11 protein-coding genes are annotated in these 16,304 nt (G+C 65.0%); 4 read left to right on the top strand and 7 right to left on the bottom strand.

From position 1 onward, the window contains the following. Positions 1-22 precede the first annotated feature (22 nt). The 6 genes from EBB56_RS03585 to dctP form a co-directional block, all read right to left on the bottom strand. A complete protein-coding gene (locus EBB56_RS03585) occupies positions 23-1,048 on the bottom strand; it encodes an AraC family transcriptional regulator (RefSeq protein ID WP_045992169.1) in 1,026 nt (341 codons plus the stop codon). A 189-nt stretch (positions 1,049-1,237) separates the two neighbouring features. Then, on the bottom strand, positions 1,238-2,761 hold the full coding sequence (locus EBB56_RS03580; RefSeq protein ID WP_124802795.1) for a malonyl-CoA synthase: 1,524 nt from the start codon (positions 2,759-2,761) through the stop codon (positions 1,238-1,240). Continuing rightward, complete coding sequence (locus EBB56_RS03575; RefSeq protein WP_124802793.1) at positions 2,758-4,113, bottom strand: malonyl-CoA decarboxylase; 1,356 nt, start codon at positions 4,111-4,113, stop codon at positions 2,758-2,760. The genes EBB56_RS03580 and EBB56_RS03575 overlap by 4 nt, the downstream gene beginning before the upstream one ends. A gap of 76 nt (positions 4,114-4,189) precedes the next feature. Then, on the bottom strand, positions 4,190-5,539 hold the full coding sequence (locus tag EBB56_RS03570; protein ID WP_124802791.1) for a TRAP transporter large permease: 1,350 nt from the start codon (positions 5,537-5,539) through the stop codon (positions 4,190-4,192). Then, positions 5,539-6,096 carry a TRAP transporter small permease subunit gene (locus tag EBB56_RS03565; RefSeq protein ID WP_197037048.1) on the bottom strand — a complete coding sequence of 186 codons (558 nt, stop codon included), beginning with the start codon at positions 6,094-6,096 and terminating at the stop codon, positions 5,539-5,541. Before EBB56_RS03565 ends, EBB56_RS03570 begins: the two co-directional genes overlap by 1 nt. Positions 6,097-6,163: 67 nt before the next feature. Further along, positions 6,164-7,159 (bottom strand): TRAP transporter substrate-binding protein DctP, encoded by a 996-nt coding sequence (dctP, locus tag EBB56_RS03560; RefSeq protein ID WP_108131311.1) that lies wholly within the window; start codon positions 7,157-7,159, stop codon positions 6,164-6,166. A 291-nt stretch (positions 7,160-7,450) separates the two neighbouring features. Here dctP and EBB56_RS03555 point away from each other — a divergent pair, with 291 nt between their 5' ends. After that, positions 7,451-8,149, top strand: a complete 699-nt coding sequence (locus EBB56_RS03555; RefSeq protein WP_045992163.1) for a GntR family transcriptional regulator — start codon at positions 7,451-7,453, stop codon at positions 8,147-8,149. 112 nt (positions 8,150-8,261) lie between these two features. After that, positions 8,262-9,785: a YdiU family protein gene (locus EBB56_RS03550; protein WP_124802789.1), complete on the top strand. Its 1,524-nt coding sequence runs from the start codon at positions 8,262-8,264 to the stop codon at positions 9,783-9,785. Between the two features lie 90 nt (positions 9,786-9,875). Here EBB56_RS03550 and EBB56_RS03545 read toward each other — a convergent pair whose 3' ends face one another. After that, positions 9,876-13,820 (bottom strand): NahK/ErcS family hybrid sensor histidine kinase/response regulator, encoded by a 3,945-nt coding sequence (locus EBB56_RS03545; RefSeq protein WP_045992161.1) that lies wholly within the window; start codon positions 13,818-13,820, stop codon positions 9,876-9,878. Between the two features lie 391 nt (positions 13,821-14,211). On the opposite strand from EBB56_RS03545, the gene EBB56_RS03540 reads away from it, so the two are divergent. Next, a complete protein-coding gene (locus EBB56_RS03540; RefSeq protein WP_045992160.1) occupies positions 14,212-14,469 on the top strand; it encodes a DUF4212 domain-containing protein in 258 nt (85 codons plus the stop codon). 38 nt (positions 14,470-14,507) lie between these two features. Further along, complete coding sequence (locus EBB56_RS03535; protein ID WP_108131315.1) at positions 14,508-16,301, top strand: sodium:solute symporter family protein; 1,794 nt, start codon at positions 14,508-14,510, stop codon at positions 16,299-16,301. Positions 16,302-16,304 lie beyond the last annotated feature (3 nt).

The raw sequence follows: 16,304 nt of genomic DNA, 5'->3' as shown, positions 1-16,304 counted from the left end.
GCGGATTGACCGAAGGCGCGCGCTATTTGACAGATCGCGCAATATCGAGCGTTTCGGTCTTATGCTTTCGTCGCCATTGGGCGGGACTCTCGCCCATGATCCGCTTGAAGCTGCGGGTCAGGGCGCTCAATTGGCTGTAGCCAAGCAGGTCGGCGATCTCGGTCAGGCTCAGTTGGGTGTCGAGCATGTAGACCCGAGCGCTGCGCATGCGCACGCGATCGAGCAACTGCTGGAAGCTCAGGCCGCGCTTGAGCAGGCGGTCCTGGAGGGTACGTGGTGGTACGTCCAAGGCCTGGGCCACGGCCTCCAGGCTGACCTGATCGAGCGGCAGCAGGTTGGTGATGATCCACTCCACCTTGCTTTCGATGTCGTCCCAGCGATGACGGTGCATCAAGGAGTTGATCAGGTGCCGCAGGGCCGGACTGCCTCCGGCGATGGCGTGGTCGAGACAGCTGCGGTCGAACACCAGGGTGTTCTCGGGATGATTGAAGCGCAGCGCCGAGTGCAGCTGCTGGGTGTAGGGTTCGAGGTCTCGTGGCTCCTCGCCGCACAGGTAGACGGCGCGTAGCTTGATCGGCTCGCCGTAGAGGAAGGTGAGGATGTTGTAGGCGCCCATCAAGGTATTGTCGTTGTGCTGGCGCGATGGGGCACTGCGCCCGGGCACACGATAGGTGAAGTGGTAGTAGGCCTGGTCATCGCGCTCCTCGAGACGCACATCGAGCCCTTGCACGTGGCGGCCGATTTCCTCGGCCACGGTGACCATCGCCTCGCGCAGGGTGGCGCACTGCTGGATCAGCAGGCCCACCATGCCCAGCATCGAGATATTCTGGTAGCGCCCCAGCAGCAGGCCGAAGTGGCGACAGCCGCTCATCTGGGCACCCAGTTCGAGCAGGTCGATCTTGGTGGCCACCGGAATCAGGCGGTCCGGCCGGTCGAGGTAGTCCGGCGGCAACGACAGTCGTGCCAGCGCCTGGTCGGCATCGACACCCTGCTCGTCGAGCAGGGTACGGTAGCCGGTCAGGGCCGCGGCACGCACCATGGGCTGCATGGGGGTATCTCCGGGACAGGGTGTGATCAGTATATCGCTCTGTGCGCGGGGCCGCGCTTGGTCAAAAGATATAGATGCCAGGCGTCTAATATGCCGAAGCGGGAGGTGCTGGTATACGCCGGCGGCGCCCCGCAGGGCGCCGCCGATGATAGAGCGAGTGTCGAGCTGCGCCGAAGAGGCGTCCCGGACTCAGCGATAGGTGTCCTTGAAGCGATCGCGCAGCTGATTCTTCTGCACCTTGCCCATGGTATTGCGCGGCAGGCTGTCGACGAAGAATACCCGCTTGGGCTGCTTGTAGCGGGCCAGCTTGTCGCTCAGCGCGGCGATGACGTCGGCCTCCTCTGGCGAGGCGCCTTCGGCGGGCACCACCACCGCGGTCACCCCTTCGCCCAGGTCAGGGTGGGGCAGGCCGATGACCGCGGATTCGGCGACGCCGTCCATCTCGTCGATATGCCCCTCGACCTCCTTGGGGTAGACGTTGTAGCCGCCGGAGATCACCAGATCCTTGTCGCGTCCGACGATCTGCACATAGCCCCGCTCATCGATCTGGGCCAGGTCGCCGGTGATGAAGAAGCCATCTTCCAGCAACTCCTCGGCGGTCTTCTCGGGCATCCGCCAGTAGCCCTGGAACACATTGGGGCCGCGCACCTCGAGCATGCCGATCTCGCCCTGGGGCAGCGGCGTATGGTTGCCACCCTCACGGTCGGTGATGCGCACCTCGACGCCGGGCAGCGGCATGCCCACGGTGCCGGCGATGCGATCACCGTCGTAGGGGTTGGAGGTGTTCATGTTGGTTTCGGTCATGCCGTAGCGCTCGAGGATGGCGTGGCCGGTGGCGGCCTCGAAGGCCTCGTGGGTCTCCGCCGTCAGCGGCGCCGACCCCGAGGTGAACAGGCGCATGCGGGCGGTGGCCTCGCGGGTCAGGCGGGGATCCTTGAGCAGCCGGGTGTAGAAGGTCGGCACCCCCATCATGGTGGTGCCTTCGGCCATTTCCTCGAAGATCACGTCCGGGTCGAACTTCGCCAGGAAGCGCATGCTGGCGCCGGCCATCAGGATCACGTTGCAGGCCACGAACAGCCCATGGGTATGGAAGATCGGCAGGGCATGGATCAGCCGGTCGTGCTCGTCGAAGCGCCAGGCCTCGACCAGCGACTCGGCGTTGGAGCCAAGATTGCGATGGCTCAGCATGGCGCCCTTGGAGCGGCCGGTGGTGCCGGAGGTGTAGAGGATCGCGGCCAGGTCATCCGGCCCGCGCTCGAGCATCTCGGTGACCGGTGTGGCCGCCTCGGCGGCCTCCATCAGGCTACCGTCGGCGGCGGTGCCCAGGGATTCGACTCGGGCGCCACCGCAGGAGGCAGCGACCTCGCGGGCGGCCGTGAGTGAATCCGGGCGGCAGACGAACAGGGCGGGTTCGGCGTCACCGAGGAAGTAGCGAATCTCCTCGCTGGTGTAGCCGGTATTGAGCGGCAGGTAGACCCCGCCGACCTTGAGGCTCGCCAGGTACAGAAGGATCGCCTCGGGGCTCTTGTCGACCTGGACGGCGACCCGGTCACCGGGCCCCACGCCGAGCGCGACCAGTGCCCCGGCGAGCCTGGCCACCGCTTCCAGCGCATCGCTGTAGCGGTAGTCACTGCCTTCGCGGGTGGTGATGAAGGGCGCGTCGCCACGCTCGGTCATGCGCTTTTCAAAGGTGGCAAAGAGGTTGTGATTCATGTGACGGGATCTCCCTTCAAGTGCTTGCGGGCGCGACGACGCTGGTCCCTGACCTGAGACGAGCAGGCCACCTTGCCTTCGGTGGTGTAGCGCTCATGGTTGCCTTCGATGTCGTCGAGCACGTAGAGATAGTTGACCATCAGTGAGCCGAACTGTGACAGCCCCCGGCGAGAGGTATCACCGAGCCAGTTGATGCGGTGCAGTTCGGCGCCATTGCCGAGATGGAAGCGGGCGACGGTATTCAGCGGCAGATTGCGCGCGTTGCGCTCCTTGGTGAGGTAGTGAGCGGCCAGCGGCTTGATCACCTCACCCAGGGCCTTGCTGCGCTCGGAGTCCTCGAGCCAGTCGTCCTGATCGAGCTCGGCCAGCAGGGCGCGGGTGTCGTCGTCGAGGCGACCGCGTTGGTCCTGACGTTCGGCGTCCAGCCAGGCGCGAAAGCCGGGTACCGGTGACAGGGTGACGAAATTCTTCAGCCGCGGCAGTTCCGACTTCAGCTCCTTGACCACCTGTTTGATCAGGAAGTTGCCGAAGGAGATGCCGCGCAGGCCGACCTGGCAGTTGCTGATGCCAAAGAAGGCCGCACTGTCGGCGTCTTCGGCCTCGATGGCCTCGTGGTTGGCGTCCAGGATCGGCTGGATGCGCTCGGGCATGCCCCTGGTCAGGGCCACCTCCACGAAGATCAGCGGCTCGTCGCCGATGGCCGGGTGGAAGAAGGCGAAGCAGCGTCGGTCGCGGGCGTCGAGGCGCCTGCGCAGGTCGTTCCAGTCGCAGATCTCGTGCACCGCCTCGTAGCGGATGATCTTCTCCAGCACCGCCGCCGGGGTGTTCCAGTCGATCCGCTTGAGCACCAGAAAGCCACGATTGAACCAGGACGCGAACAGGTGGGCGAAGTCGGCATCGAGCGCCTCCAGCGCCGGGAAGGCCTTGAGCCGGGGCAGCAGGTCCTCGCGCATGCGCACCAGCTCATAGGTGCCGCCGGCGGTCAGGTTGAGCCGGCGCAACAGCTCCTGGCGCTGCGGTTCGCAGGCCTCGAACAGTCGCTGCAGGTCGACATTGCCGCGACTGTCCCGGTAGCACTCGTAGGCGCCGTCGACGGCCTCGGGATCGGCACTGAACTGCTCGGTCAGGCACTGGAAGAAGCGCGTCTTCTCGTCTTCATCGAGGCAGCTGTAGCCGTCCAGGGCCTGGCCGGCCAGGGCGATGCTGGAGGCCTCGCCATCGCTTTCCAGAAGCTTGCGACAGGCGTCGATCACCTGGGTATGTTCCAGCGGCGGGCCATCGCCCCGGCGTCTGAGCAAGGCGTCACGCTGTGTGATACTGGAGAACAGTTCCTGCAGAAAGCTGAAGTTCATCGGGGACATCTCCTCGGGGCTGGGCCAGGTGGGAGCGGGCCTGGTGGCCCGCTGGTCACACGCGTCGGCGTCGGGATCATCCGGCGCTCTCCATGATCAGGTCCGGCAGCCAGGTGGCGATGCCCGGGAAGAAGCACAGCAGCACGATGCCGAGCACCATGCACAGGGCATAGGGCAGGCTGCCGAGCAGGATGTCCTTGAGCGCGATATCCGGCGCGATCCCCTTGATGATGAACAGGTTAAGGCCCACCGGCGGGGTGATCAGGCCGATCTCCAGGTTGATGGTCAGGACCACCGCGAACCAGTAGGGATCGAAGTTGGCCGCCAGAATGATCGGCAGCAGGATCGGCGCGGTCATCACGATCACCGCCACCGGCGGCAGGAAGAAACCGGCCACCAGCAAGAAGACGTTGATGATCCCCATCAGTACCCAGCGATTGACCTCCAGTGCCGCGATCGCCTCGGCCACCGTCTGGGTGATGAACAGCGACGACAGGGCGTAGGCGAAGATCTCGGCGCAGGCGATGATCAGCATGATCATCACGCTCTCGCGCAGGGCGTCGCGCATGATGGTGGTGAGCGGTTTCACCTGCCACATGCGGTAGACCACGATGGCCAGGGCCAGACACAGGAAGGCCCCGGCGCCGGCCGCCTCCGAGGGCGTGGCGACACCGCCGTAGAGGGCGAACAGGATACCGCTGACCACCACCAGGAAGGGCAGCACCCGCACCAGCGCCTTCATGTTGGTCTCGACGTTCCTGGCGACGGTGTCCTTGAGCTCGCGGGCGGCATCGGCGACGGGGCTGGGGGTGTCATAGCCACCGGCCAGCTTGCACGCGATCAACGTCCAGGCCATGAACAACAGCGCCAGCATGATGCCGGGCAGGGCGCCGGCGATGAACAGCCGTCCGATCGAGGTCTCGGTGGAGATGCCATAGACGATCATGGTGACCGAGGGCGGAATCAGGATGCCCAGGGTGCCGCCGGCGGCGATGCAGCCAGCCGCCACGCCGTCGGGATAGCCGCGCTTGCGCATCTCGGGGATACCCAGCTTGCCGATGGCGGCGCTGGTGGCAGGCGACGAGCCGGACAGGGCGGCGAAGATCGAGCAGGCACCGATATTGGAAATGGCCAGTCCCCCCGGCACCTTGCCGAGCCACAGGTCCAGCGAACGGTAGAGGTCGCGGCCGGTGGGGGAGGAGGCCACGGCAGCACCCATCAGGATGAACATCGGAATCGCGACGAAGCCGAACGACGCCAGGCTGCCGAAGAAGGTCTCGCCGAAGTAGGTCAGCTCGCTGACGCCCCGGTCCATCACCAGGGCGGCGAGCGACACGCCGCCGAGGGCGAAGGCGATGGGCGTGCCGATGGCCATCAGCACGAACAGGGCGGTAACGATAAGGATGCCACTGGTAACTGGATCCATCAGCGTGCTCCTCCCAGTATTTCCGCCAGGTACTGCAGCGCCAGCAGGGTCGAGCCCAGTGCCAGCGGCACCAGCGCCGGCCACAGCGGCGGATTCCATACCGTGCCGGTGGTCCAGCCTCCGTGGTAGGCCTCCAGCAGGTAGAGCCAGGAGCCGTAGGCCAGGGCGATGCAGAAGGCCAGGCCGCACAGCGAGGCGATCAGGTTCATGGCGCACTTGATGCCGCCCTTGAGCGCATCGGGCAGCACCGTGACCGCCACCTGGCCGCCGGTCAGCAGCACATAGGGGGCGCCCAGCAGCATCGCGCCGGTGATCGAGAAGATCGCGAATTCGGTCTGCCAGGTGGTGCTTTCACCGAGCAGGTAGCGCACGAAGATCATGTGGCAGACGGCCAGCACCCCTGCAAAGAGGGCGGCGCCGGCCACCACTGCCATAGCGATGGATAGCCGGTCCATCAGCCGACAGAAAGCGCCCACCGGGCCGGAGGCATGTCGCCGGGAACCGGGGGCTGCGGGTGCAGAGACGTGGGGGGGAGAGTGGGACGGTGTGTGTGACATGGAGCCTCCGAGGTGACACGACAGCGACGAACGACGAGGCGCGGCCAGCGGCCGCGCCCACCTCGGTCTATTCCACCGCCAGGGCGGCGTCGATCAGTGCCTGGCCGTTGTCGACGTTCTCGGCAAAGCTCTTGTAGGCGCTCTCTTTCGCTACCTCGAGCCAGGCGTCGTAGTCTTCCTGGGACATCTGGACCACTTCGACGCCGTTTTCCTCGAACACTTCCACCATGGTCTGGTCGAGCTGGGCGGCCTGCTCGGCGAAGTACGCCTCGGCCTTCTCGCCAGCGTCGATCAGTGCCTGCTGCTGCTCCTCGTTGAGCCCGTTCCAGCTCTGTTCGGAGATCAGGATCGGCTCGTACATGAACCACAGGGCGTTCTCGCCCGGCGCCGTCAGGCAGCTGACCTGCTCGTAGATGCGATAGGAGACGAAGGAACCCGACGAGGTGTTGGCGCCGTCGAGCACGCCGGTCTGCATGGCGGTATAGATCTCCGACGATGGCATCGAGGCGATGGAGGCGCCGGCGGTGGCCAGCATCTCGTCGAAGGCCGGGCCAGCCGCACGCATGGTCTGTCCCTGCACCGTGTCGGGCGAGGTGATGCACTGCTGGTTGGAGGCAAAACCGCCGGCCAGCCAGGCGTCGGCCAGCACGCGAGCGCCGGCGTCCTCGATCACCTGCTTGATCATGTCCATGAACTCGGAGTCGTTGAGGCGCTGGGCACGCTCGTGATTACGCACCAGACCCGGCATCAGGGTGGCCGAGAATTCGGGATGGCGACCGCTGGCGTAGTCCAGCGGCAGCGAGGTCATGTCCAGGCGGCCGCGTACCAGCGCGCCCCACTGCTCCTTGGCCTTGAACAGGGACTGGCCGGGATAGACCTGCAGGGCCAGGTCGACGCCGGCGGCTTCGACCTCCTTGGCCATCAACTGGACCATTTCGTCGCGCACGTCGCCCTGGCCACCGGGAAACTGGTGGGACACGCGCAGGGTGGTCTCGGCGCTGGCAATAGACGCGCTGGCGGTGGCGATGGCGGCGACGGCGAGAGTGAGAGCTTGGCGTTTCATGGTGACTCCTCGAGGCGTTGTTGTTGTGATGATTGTTGTAGTGGGTGTTGTAGCGAGCGTGATGATCAGTGTTGTGGTGGTGGGATAAACGCGCCGAGGTCGGCGCGGGGGATGGAGGCCAAACATTTTTTATCTGCTATGATGTATACATCAATAGCCAGCATGTATATTCCTGTCAATTCGTAGGGCTTAGACCATGGTGGGGTGAGGGCGCCGAGGGGTCAGTCGCATCAGGACAGGATATGCTGGAACGATTCGAGTTCAGCCAAGGGACAGCCAGGGGACAGCCATATGAGCAAGAAGCCCTCCAACGCCCAGCGTCTGCGGGACTCTCTCGAGGACGACATCATCAATGGTCGGCGCACACCGGGTGAGCGACTGGACCCCGAAGAGCTGTGCAGGACCTACCAGGTATCGCGTACCCCGGTGCGCGAGGCCATCCAGCAGCTGGTGGCCAGTGGCCTGGTGACCGTCTACCCCAAGAAGGGCACCTTTGTCGCCAGGCTAGGGCTCGAGCGACTGATCGAGATGTTCGAGGTGATGGCCGAACTCGAGGGCATGTGCGGTCGACTGGCGGCGCGGAGAATCTCAGCCGATGAACTCAAGGCCTTGCGCGACGCCTTCGAAGGATGTCGCCGCGCCGGCGAGACCGGTGACAGCGACGACTACTACTACGAGAACGAAGCCTTCCACAGCGTCATCTATCAGGCCAGCCACAACGCCTTCCTGGCCGAAGAGGCCCAGACCCTCAAGCAGCGGCTCAAGCCCTATCGACGCCTGCAATTGCAGGTGCGTTCACGCATGCAGAGCTCGCTCGATGAACACCGTGAGGTGCTCCAGGCGATCGAAGCCGGTGATGCCGAGAGCGCCGAGCGCATCCTGCGTGACCACGTGCTGATCCAGGGCGAGCGCTTCAGCGACTTTGTCTCCAGCGTGCGCAAGCTGGAGGAGGGTGGGGGCGAGTTGCGACGCGCCACTGCCTCGAACTAGCCGGGCTCTGCCGTACCGGGATGGTGGTGTCGCAAGCAATGTCGCTTGACGACCACCACAGGCAGGGCCGAGGGTAGTCGGCATCCCACTTGCCAGCCTGAGGTAGCAGCCCATGTTTCCTGCCTTTTCCGGGCGCTATGCGTCCCTGCCCGATCGTATGCGCGCCGAGATGGCGCCCACCCCTGTGGCGGCGCCGCGTCTGCTGGCCTTCAATCGTCCGCTGGCCGAGGCGCTGGGTTTCGACCTTGACGCCTTCGACGCGACCCGTGCCGCCGAGGTGCTCGGTGGCAACGCCGTGCCCGATGGAGCGACGCCGATCGCCGCGGCCTACGCAGGGCATCAGTTCGGCAACTTCGTGCCACAGCTCGGCGATGGTCGGGCGATCCTGCTGGGCGAGCTAGCCCATCGAGACGGCGGCCTGCGTGAGGTCCAGCTAAAGGGCGCCGGACGCACGCCCTTTTCCCGCGGCGGTGATGGTCGCGCGCCGATCGGACCGGTGCTGCGCGAGTATCTGGTGTCAGAAGCCATGGCCGCACTGGGGGTGCCCACCACCCGGGCGCTGGCGGCGGTGGCCAGCGGCGAGCAGGTGGTGCGCCAGATGGTGGAGCCCGGGGCGGTACTGACCCGGGTAGCCTCGAGCCATGTGCGGGTCGGCACCTTTCAGTATTTTGCCGCCCGCCGTGACAGCGAGGCGCTGTCGCTGCTGGTGGACTTCTGCATCGAGCGACACTACCCCGAGCTGGCCGACTTGCCCGAGGCCGAGCGCGCGCTGGCGCTGGTCGAGGCGGTGGTCGAGCGCCAGGCCAGCCTGGTCGCCCAGTGGAAGGGGCTCGGCTTTATTCATGGGGTAATGAACACCGACAACTGCGCGATCTCGGGGGAGACCATCGACTATGGTCCCTGCGCCTTCATGGACGCCTTCCACCCGCACAGGGTGTTCAGCTCCATCGATGAGCGCGGGCGCTACGCCTGGGACAACCAGCCGGCCATCGCCCAGTGGAACCTGGCGCGCCTGGCCGAGACGCTGCTGCCGCTGATCAGTGACGATCAGGAGCGAGCGGTGGCGCTGGCCACCGAGGCCATCGAGGCCTTCGCCGAGTGCCATGACGCCGCCTGGACGGCGGTGCTGCGTGCCAAGCTGGGACTCGGGGCTGATGACTCGCAAGGCCAGCCGGAAAGCCGCTCGACCGATGGGCAGGGGGGCCCGTTGGCAGACGAGGACCTGGCCCTGGGCGAGGACTTCCTCAAGGCCATGGAAGAGGGCAACGCCGACTTCACCCTGAGCTTTGCCCATCTGCCCCTGGCGCTGGCCGGCGATGAGGCAGCGCTTGCCGAGGGCTTTGAGCGCAGTGGCAGGCTCGAGGCCTGGCTGCCGCGCTGGCGCGAGCGTCTGGCCCGTGAAGGCGTCGCCGACGAGGTCGTCGGCGCGCGCCTGGCGGCGGCCAACCCCCAGTTGATACCGCGCAATCATCTGGTCGAGAAGGCCATTCGCGCCGCCATCGATGACGACGACCTGAGCGTATTCGAGACGCTGCTCGCCGCCGTGACCCGGCCCTACCAGACCCCGGATGATACCAGCCTGCTGGCCCCGCCCGGGCGCGACGAGCGAGTGCTCAGAACCTTCTGCGGTACCTGAGGGGCCCCACCGGCACGCCGTCGCCGCCGGTGGGCTGCTTGCCAGCAGGGCTTACGCCGACAGAACTTTCGCCAGCACGGCTCGCGCCGGCTACTGCGGTGCCTGGCTGGCCTGCAGGGTGCGCGTCAGCAGTGCCCGCAGGGCGGCCGGGCGCACCGGCTTGAGCAGCAGCTGGTAGCCGCCGCGGCGGACCTCTTCGGCCACCTCCTCGGTGCGGTCGGCGGTGATCACGATACCGGGCACCGCGCCGGTCAGGCGCTCGCCCAGGGCGTCCAGCGCCATCAGGCCGGTGACCTCGTTGTCCAGGTGATAGTCGGCGAGGATGGCGTCGGGGTCGTCGTCCAGATGGCGCAGCACCGACTTGGCGCCACCGATGGAGGTGGCGGTGAACACCTCGCAGCCCCAGCCCGACAGCATCGCCTTCATGCCCTCGAGGATCAGCGACTCGTTGTCGATGCACAGGATGCGCTTGCCGTCGAGCTTGCTGGCGACCTTGCGCGCAGGCCGGGAGTCCGTGTCCTCGGCCGGGGCCTTTGCCTCGACCCTGGGCACGCTGACCGAGAATACCGTGCCCACGCCGACCCAGGAGCGCACCCGGATGGGGTGGTCGAGCACCCGGCTCATGCGGTCGGCGATGGACAGGCCGAGGCCCAGTCCCTTCTCGCTTTCCTTGTGGCGCGAGGCCTGATCCAGGCGACGAAACTCCTGGAAGATCTCGGCCTGCTTGGCCTCGGGGATGCCGGGGCCGCTATCCCATACCTCGATCAGCAGGCGCTCACCGCGCCGTCGAATGCCCAGCAGCACCCGGCCTTCCTGGGTGTAGCGGATGGCGTTGGACAGGAAGTTCTGGATGATCCGGCGCAGCATCTGGCTGTCGCTGTCCACCCACAGGGCCGAACCCACCACCTTGAGGTCCAGGCCGCGGTCTTCGGCCATCACCGCAAACTGGGCCTGCAGCGGGCGCAGGATGTCGGTCAGCGCAAAATGGCTGCGTCTGGGAGTCAGCGCGCCGGCGTCCAGCTTGGAGATGTCCAGCAGGGTGCCGAGCAGCTCTTCGGCGGACTGCAGTGAGCTGTCGATATGGCCGATGGTGCGCTTCATGTCCTCGGCGCCCATGTCCTGGGACAACGCCGAGGTAAACAGCCGCGCCGCGTTGAGCGGTTGCAGCAGGTCATGGCTGGCTGCGGCCAGGAAGCGCGTCTTGGAGGCGTTGGCGTCCTCGGCCACCTGCTTGGCCTGGCGCAGGGCCTGCTCGGCTTCGGCGCGCACCCGGTTCTCCTGGCGCAGCGCGGCGTTGGCTTCGGACAGGGCCAGGGTGCGCGAGCGTACCCGCTCCTCCAGGGTCTCGTTGGTTTCCTTGAGGGCGATCTCGGCCCGCCGGCGTTCGGTAATGTCCTGATAGAGCGCGAAGAAGCCGAGGATCGCGCCGCTGTCGCCGAAGTGCGGAGTATAGGTCACCAGCATGTAGCGCAGGCCTTCGTTGGTGATCTCGAGCGACACCTCGAAGCTGACCCTTTCGCCACTCAGGGTGCGCTGAATCCAGGGAATGCGCTCCTCGGCCATGGTCTCCGGAATCACCTGGGTCACCTTCTTGCCGATGACCTCGTTGCGGTTGATGTTGAAGGCCTGCTCGTAGGCACGGTTGGTAAAGAGGTAGCGACACTCCCGGTCGAAGTAGGCGATCAGCGCCGGCACGTTGTCGGTATAGATGCGGATATTGTTTTCCGAGCGGATCAGCGCTTCTTCGGTGCGTTTCTGCTGGGTGATGTCCTGATAGGTGTAGACGAAGCCGCCACCGGGCATGGGGTTGCCCTGGACCTCCAGCACGCTGCCGTCCTGGCGATATCGCACGTAGCGGTGGGGCTGGCCCTCGCGGATGTTGTCGAGCAGCAATTCCACGTGCTCTTCCGGGTCGCCGGGGCCGTACTCGCCGTTATGGGCGTTGTAGCGGAAGATGCGGTCGATCGGGGCGCCGACACGGATCAGGTGGTCAGGGAAGCGGAACAGCTCCAGATAGCGCTGGTTCCACACCACCAGGCGCAGGTTCTGATCCACCACGCTGATGCCCTGGTTGATGTTCTCGATGGTGGCCTGGAGCAGGGCGCGATTGAACTCCAGCACCTGGGAGGCCTCATCGACGATGGAGATGACGTCGGAGATGCCGATGCCACGCCCCTGCAGCGCCGAGTTGACGACGATCCGCGCCGACGAGGCGCCCAGCACCGAGGCCAGAAAGCGCTCGGTGAACTGGATCACGTCGATGGACGCTCGGGCACTGTCTTCCAGCGCCTTGCCGTTGCGCCGGGCGTAGTCCGAGAAGGCGCGGTCGACCTGGCCGGCGCTGAGGAAGCGCTGGCACAGCACCTTCAGGTCGCCGACCGTGGTAGCCCCGGTCCAGGGGCGATTGACCGAGGTCTGGCGGGTCTCGACGCTGTCGACGAACAGCGACGCCTGAATCCGTTCCACCACCCGCTGAGGGGTTACCTGGGAGACAAAGATGTAGGCCACCAGGTTGACCCCCAGCGACAGCATCACGCCGTGGGTAAAGCTGTCACCCACGTGCAGGCCGAACAGCGAGGTCGGTGACAGCCAGGCGATCCCCAGCGGCCCACCCTGGAGCCAGCCGGAGGGCAATACTCCGGCGTTGATCATCGCTGGCAACAGCAGGGTGTAGGCCCAGATGGCGAAGCCCGCGTTCATGCCGACGATGACCCCCAGGCGATTGCCGCGCTTCCAGTAGAGCCCGCCGATCAGCGCCGGGGCGAACTGGGCGGCGGCGGCAAAGGACAGCATGCCGATGGAGGCCAGCGAGGTGAATTCGCCGATCAGCTGATAGAAGCCATAGGCCATGGCCAGGATCACGGCGATGGTAATGCGCCGTGCCCGCAGGACCAGGCGGCCGTAGTCGCGGGCCTTGGTGTCGAACCAGCGCATGCGGAACAGCGCCGGGATGACGATCTCGTTGGAGATCATGATCGAGACCGCCACGGCGGCGACGATGACCATGCCGGTGGCGGCGGAGAAGCCGCCGATAAAGGTCAGCAGGGCCAGCCAGCTCTGGTTGGCGGCCATCGGCAGCGACAGCACATAGGTATCGGGTGATACGTCGGTGCCGGCGAAGATGGTCAGGCCGGCGGCGGCCAGCGGCAACACGAAGAAGGCGAACAGCACCAGGTACAGCGGGAACATCCAGCGCGCGCGGGCGGCGTCGTCGCGGTGGGTGTTCTCCACCACGGTGACGTGAAACTGACGCGGCAGACACAGGATCGCCAGCATGGCCAGCAGGGTCTGGGCCCAGAAGCTCTGGCCGAAGTCCTGCTGGGCCAGTTGCCGCTGCAGCTGCAGGTGGGTGTCGGCCCGGGTCATCAGGTCCTGCAGGCCATCGAACATGCCCCAGGTGACGTAGGCGCCGAGGATCAGGAAGGCCACCAGCTTGACCAGCGACTCGAAGGCCACCGCGTGGATCAGGCCCTCGTGGTGCTCGGTGGCGTCGGTATGGCGGGTACCGAACAGGATGGCGAAGATCGCCATGACGATGGCCACATAGAAAGCGGTGTCACCGAACAGCGGCGCCTGGGTGATGTCGGAGGCGTCGGTGAGCACGGCAAAGGACGTGGACACTGCCTTCAACTGCAGGGCGATGTAGGGCAGGGTGCCGATCAGCGCGACCAGGCTGGCGAAGGCCGCCAGAGACTGGGTCTTGCCGTAGCGAGAGGCGATGAAGTCGGCGATCGAGGTGACGTTCTGGTGCTTGGCGACCCGCACCATCTTGGCCAGTACCGGCCAGAACAATAGAAGCGTCAGTACCGGACCGACGAAGATGCTGGCGAACGACCAGCCGGAGGTCGCCGCCTGGCCCACGGCGCCGTGGAAGGTCCAGGAGGTGCAGTAGATCGCCAGCGCCAGGCTGTAGACCAGCGGGCGACGATGGCTGGCCCCCAGGTGGCGTGCACGACGATCGCCGCGCCAGGCGATGGCGAACAGCACGGCGATGTAGAGCAGTGAAACAGCGATCAATAGCCAACCGGCAAACATGGGCACCTCCTCGACGTCAGCGGCCATTCTAGGGCATTGGCGGCCTGCTCGGCAGGGGCGCAGCGTGGTTGCCTCGATTCGGGCGCCTGAAGTGCGAAGCATTGACGGAATTTTGCGCCATCAAGGGAAAGGCATTGCCTGGTCTCAAGGCCTTGAATCGCGACTAAGGTGGATTGCACCTTTGTAGTGATAGACCATCGGCTAATATTCCAGGAATACTTGTAACTTACTGAAATGCTTTGTTTAATAGTTTTCTTGGTGCAGTGCATTTATGCTTTTCGACTAAAGTTATCGTTCCAGGAAAGGCCATTTTGTCTAGTCTGCTTCTCGAGCCTTTGTGTCGTCTTTGCGGCGGCATTTGGCGATCAAACCACTTCTTGAGGGTAGCCTTATGCTAGACAAGAGCGCACAGGCCTACTGGAAACGAAACATACGAACCATCCTCGGCTGTCTGGCCGTATGGTTCATCGTCTCCTATGGCTTCGGCATTCTGCTGGTGGATGTACTCAACAATATCCAGTTCTTTGGCTTCAAGCTCGGCTTCTGGTTTGCACAGCAGGGATCCATCTACACCTTTATCGTGCTGATCATTTTCTATGCCTGGAAGATGAACAAGCTCGATGAAGAGTACGACGTCCACGAACAGTGACACCCGCAAAATAACGTCAATGAACGGGAATTGATTCCATGGATGTACAACTACTTACCTATATATTTGTAGGGGCGTCCTTCGCGCTCTACATCGGTATCGCGATCTGGTCGCGTGCCGGGTCTACCAAGGATTTCTACGTCGCCGGCGGCGGCGTCCACCCTGCCGCCAATGGCATGGCTACCGCGGCAGACTGGATGTCGGCGGCCTCTTTCATCTCCATGGCGGGCCTTATCGCCTATCTGGGTTACGACGCCTCGGTCTACCTGATGGGCTGGACCGGTGGCTACGTCATGCTGGCCATGCTGCTGGCGCCTTACCTGCGCAAGTTCGGCAAGTTCACGGTGCCAGACTTTATCGGTGACCGTTACTACTCGAATATCGCCCGTACCGTGGCGGTCATCTGCGTTATTTTCGTGTCCTTTACCTATGTCGCCGGTCAGATGCGCGGCGTCGGTATCGTCTTCGCCCGTTTCCTCGAGGTCGAGGTCAATCTGGGCGTGGTCATCGGCATGGTCATCGTGTTCTTCTACGCGGTGCTCGGTGGCATGAAGGGCATCACCTACACCCAGGTGGCCCAGTACTGCGTGCTGATCACCGCCTTCATCGTGCCGGCGGTGTTCCTGTCGATCATGATGACCGGCCACGTGCTGCCGCAGACCGGGCTCGGTGCCACCTTCGTCGATGCCGCCGGCAACGACAGCGGCCAGTACATTCTCGATCGTCTCGACGGTCTGCTGACGGATCTGGGCATCACGCCCTACACCGACGGCAGCCAGCCGATGATCAACGTGTTCTTCATCACCGCCGCCCTGATGTGCGGTACCGCGGGTCTGCCCCACGTCATCGTGCGCTTCTTCACCGTGCCTCGGGTGCGTGACGCCCGGGTCAGCGCCGGCTGGGCGCTGGTGTTCATCGCACTGCTCTACACCACCGCTCCGGCGGTCGGCGTGTTCGCCCGCACCAACATCATCGAGACGGTACACGAGACCAGCTACGAAGAGGCACCGGCCTGGTTCAAGAGCTGGGAAGGCGTGGGCCTGATCGGCTGGCTCGACAAGAACGACGACGGTCGTGTGCAGATGGGGCCGGGCGCACCGTTCGAGGGCAAGCCGACTTTCGAAAGCGGCCCGCTGGAAGAGGAAACTCCTGGCGAGCACGGGCAGCGGGTGGTGACCAATACGCCTACCGACAGCCCCAACGAGGTCTATATCGACCGCGACATCATCGTGCTGGCCAACCCCGAGATCGGCGGCCTGCCGGCCTGGGTGATCGCCTTGATGGCCGCCGGTGGCGTGGCCGCGGCGCTGTCCACCGCAGCCGGTCTGTTGCTGGTGATCTCGGCGGCTGTGTCCCATGACCTGATCAAGAAGCAGATCAATCCCAACCTCAGCGAGAAGGGGGAGCTGCTGGCGGCGCGTAGTGCTGCTGCGGTGGCGGTGGTGGTAGCCGGCTACTTCGGCATCAACCCGCCGGGCTTCGTGGCCCAGGTGGTGGCCTTTGCCTTCGGTCTTGCTGCCTCGTCCTTCTTCCCGGCGATCCTGCTTGGCATCTTCGACAAGCGCATGAACCGCGAAGGGGCCATCGTCGGCATGGTGCTGGGTCTGAGCTTCACCTTCATCTACATCGTCTACACCAAGTTCATCAACACCGATCCTTCGATCTGGTGGTTCGGCATCTCGCCGGAGGGTATCGGTACCCTCGGCATGATCCTCCACTTCGTTGTGGCCTTCGTGGTCTCGCGGGCAACCGCGGCACCGCCGGAGCACATCCAGGAACTGGTGGAGAACGTGCGTGTGCCGAGAGGCGCGGGTGAGGCCCACGCTCACTAGAGC

Source organism: Halomonas sp. YLB-10, from assembly GCF_003856855.1.
Taxonomy (GTDB): domain Bacteria; phylum Pseudomonadota; class Gammaproteobacteria; order Pseudomonadales; family Halomonadaceae; genus Halomonas; species Halomonas litopenaei.
This window is presented reverse-complemented; position numbering and strand designations above follow the sequence as displayed.

Excerpts from the sequence above, each read along its gene's own strand:
- EBB56_RS03545 (WP_045992161.1), bottom strand. The coding sequence starts at position 13,820 with ATGTTTGCCGGTTGGCTATTGATCGCTGTTTCACTGCTCTACATCGCC.
- EBB56_RS03575 (WP_124802793.1), bottom strand. The coding sequence starts at position 4,113 with ATGAACTTCAGCTTTCTGCAGGAACTGTTCTCCAGTATCACACAGCGT.
- EBB56_RS03535 (WP_108131315.1), top strand. The coding sequence starts at position 14,508 with ATGGATGTACAACTACTTACCTATATATTTGTAGGGGCGTCCTTCGCG.
- EBB56_RS03585 (WP_045992169.1), bottom strand. The coding sequence starts at position 1,048 with ATGCAGCCCATGGTGCGTGCCGCGGCCCTGACCGGCTACCGTACCCTG.
- EBB56_RS03540 (WP_045992160.1), top strand. The coding sequence starts at position 14,212 with ATGCTAGACAAGAGCGCACAGGCCTACTGGAAACGAAACATACGAACC.
- EBB56_RS03580 (WP_124802795.1), bottom strand. The coding sequence starts at position 2,761 with ATGAATCACAACCTCTTTGCCACCTTTGAAAAGCGCATGACCGAGCGT.
- EBB56_RS03550 (WP_124802789.1), top strand. The coding sequence starts at position 8,262 with ATGTTTCCTGCCTTTTCCGGGCGCTATGCGTCCCTGCCCGATCGTATG.
- dctP (WP_108131311.1), bottom strand. The coding sequence starts at position 7,159 with ATGAAACGCCAAGCTCTCACTCTCGCCGTCGCCGCCATCGCCACCGCC.
- EBB56_RS03570 (WP_124802791.1), bottom strand. The coding sequence starts at position 5,539 with ATGGATCCAGTTACCAGTGGCATCCTTATCGTTACCGCCCTGTTCGTG.
- EBB56_RS03555 (WP_045992163.1), top strand. The coding sequence starts at position 7,451 with ATGAGCAAGAAGCCCTCCAACGCCCAGCGTCTGCGGGACTCTCTCGAG.
- EBB56_RS03565 (WP_197037048.1), bottom strand. The coding sequence starts at position 6,096 with ATGTCACACACACCGTCCCACTCTCCCCCCCACGTCTCTGCACCCGCA.